The organism is Prevotella sp. MGM1, from assembly GCF_002933775.1.
GTDB lineage: Bacteria > Bacteroidota > Bacteroidia > Bacteroidales > Bacteroidaceae > Prevotella.
The window spans coordinates 1-1,567 of sequence record NZ_BEWV01000087.1 but is presented as its reverse complement, the minus strand read 5'-3'; the positions used below and the strand labels follow the sequence as shown (position 1 = coordinate 1,567).

2 protein-coding genes are annotated in these 1,567 nt (G+C 54.3%); both read left to right on the top strand.

The genetic code is table 11. The annotated features are described in order from the left end of the window. Positions 1–900: carbohydrate kinase (locus tag MoGM_RS02560; RefSeq protein WP_104368637.1), on the top strand; the 900-nt coding region annotated here is incomplete at its 5' end. A gap of 78 nt (positions 901–978) precedes the next feature. Beyond that, positions 979–1,567: FprA family A-type flavoprotein (locus tag MoGM_RS02555; protein WP_233210136.1), on the top strand; the 589-nt coding region annotated here is incomplete at its 3' end.

Below are 1,567 nucleotides of genomic sequence, written 5' to 3'. Positions count from 1 at the left end.
TTCAAGGACGGACAACCGGTGGGCGCCGTGCCTGGAGGTTCGGTGTTCAACGGTGTGATATCGCTCGGCCGTTCGGGTGTCAACGCCACGTTCATCAGCGAGACCGGAAACGACAGGGTGGGGCGGACGATAGTCGACTTCCTGAAAGACAACGGCGTGAACGCCGATAACATCAATATGTATCCCGACAGCAAATCGCCTATCTCGCTTGCGTTTCTCAACGAGAACAATGATGCCGAGTATGTATTTTACAAGGATCATCCGCACGACCAGCTCGATTTCGCATACCCCGACGTGCGGCGCGACGATGTTGTCATGTTCGGGTCGTACTATGCGGTCAATCCCGTGATACGTCCTCAGGTGGCCGGTTTTCTGGAATATGCCCGCGGCAGGGGAGCCATTCTCTATTACGATGTCAATTACCGTGCCTCCCACCGCAGCGAGGTGATGAAGCTGACACCCAATATCCTCGAAAATCTTGAATACGCGGATATAGTACGCGGCAGCAGCGAAGACTTCGAGGTGATGTTCCGCAAGACCGATCCCGATGTCATATACCGTAGCGAGATTTCTTTCTATACCCGGAAGTTCATATTCACCCAAGGCTCAAACCCGGTGCGGTTGCTGGCCGACGGCGGGTTCGCCAAGTCGTATCCGGTGACGAAAACGGAGACGGTGAGCACCATCGGCGCGGGCGACAACTTCAACGCAGGCTTCGTGTACGGGCTTATACGCTACGGCATCACCCGCGACATGATAGAAGCCGGACTTACGGAAGAGCAGTGGGACTGTCTCGTGGGTTGTGCGCAGAAGTTCTCGGCCAACTGCTGCAAGAGCATCAACAACTCGATAGACAAGGATTTTGGCGAGGAGATGAGTAAGGATTTAAGTCACTGTTGACTGTCTTTGCCGTGAGGTGTCCGCCGATCGGCGGTTGACAGATGGTACGGAACGAATTATAACAATAACGAAATGACAATGCGACAAATAACATCAAACATCCATTACGTGGGTGTGAACGACCGCAACAAGCACCTGTTTGAAGGCTTGTGGCCGTTGCCTGACGGAGTATCATACAACTCTTATCTTATCGCAGACGAAAAAGTCTGCCTTGTGGACACGGTGGAGGTTGACTTCTTCGTGCAGTATATACAGAACATCCGCGAGGTCATCGGAGACCGGCAGATAGACTATCTTGTTATAAACCACATGGAACCCGACCACAGCGGTTCCATATCGCTGATAAGGAAGTACTATCCCGAGGTGCGGATAATAGGCAACAAGAAGACGTTTGACATGATGGCGGGCTTCTATGGCATAGGCGACGGGTGTGTGGAGGTGAAGAACGGCGATACAATCAGTCTCGGCCGCACGACGCTCAGTTTCGTGATGACGCCTATGGTGCACTGGCCGGAGACGATGATGACGCTGGCTTGCGTGGAAGCCGGCCGCGGCCGCGGTTGCGGATGTGGCACCGGCGTGTCATTGCCCGACGACGGTTGTGCCACGGCCGGCAGCCCTTCGGCAACCGTTCTTTTCTCGGGTGATGCTTTCGGATGTTTCGGCG